Below are 721 nucleotides of genomic sequence, written 5' to 3'. Positions count from 1 at the left end.
GCTCTTGCTCGCAAAGCGTCGCCCGAGCGTCGACGACTCCCGGTATGTGGCCCGAGTGCGTTTGAGTTTCGAAAGTGATGGAGGATCGAATGTCTCGCGGGTTTGCGATCACGCGCTCCGCGATGCGCCGGACCCCGTCAGAAAGCGCCCAGCGCAGCAAAAGCTCCTCGCGCTCCTCGATATCGACGCGTGGAGTCTTTGAATCCCATCCGTTGCCCTGCGGAGATCGATGGCAGCGCAAGAGCGCCGCCAGGCAATGGTCGGACAGCGTAGAGCCAAGTGGGGTGCTCAGGGCGCAAGCTCCATGAAACGTTGCTCGACGTCGGCTGCCGCAGCGCCCGACAGCCCCCACGCAGAGACGATGGCCGAGGAGCAATCCATCGCCTCGGCGCGGCTGATGCCGTCGAGCAACGGCAAGAAGGTCGAGGCCATCACCACGACGAAGGTCTCTTGCGTCTGCTGCGTCGGAGCCGACAGAAAATCGATGTCGGGGTCCATCGCGGCGGCAAGCTTCAAGAAATCGATAACGGGCGCACCGCCCAACTCGCGGTGCCGATTGACGATCGCCCACAAATCCGCGATCGGATTCGGCAAGGCGACGTCGGCGCTCCCTTTCAGCAACCCAAGCTTTTCGAGCCGTTCTCGGACGAAAGCAGCCGGGTCTTCGGGTATGCCGATTCGAATCCACGTGAAGCGCCGCGACAACGCGAAACTGATCTGC

2 protein-coding genes are annotated in these 721 nt (G+C 62.7%); one reads left to right on the top strand and one right to left on the bottom strand.

Annotated features, from left to right (window positions below):
- A partial coding sequence (locus tag WM40_RS31985; protein WP_236693738.1) for a hypothetical protein occupies positions 1–202 on the top strand: 202 nt, incomplete at its 5' end.
- A gap of 86 nt (positions 203–288) precedes the next feature.
- On the opposite strand, the gene WM40_RS27280 is transcribed toward WM40_RS31985, so the two are convergent.
- The coding region (locus WM40_RS27280; protein ID WP_046154685.1) for a hypothetical protein at positions 289–721 on the bottom strand (433 nt) is incomplete at its 5' end.

The sequence above is a fragment of the Robbsia andropogonis genome (genome assembly GCF_000970345.1).
GTDB lineage: Bacteria > Pseudomonadota > Gammaproteobacteria > Burkholderiales > Burkholderiaceae > Robbsia > Robbsia andropogonis.
The sequence above is the reverse complement of the archived record's forward strand: the minus strand, read 5'-3'. Positions and strand labels throughout refer to the sequence as shown.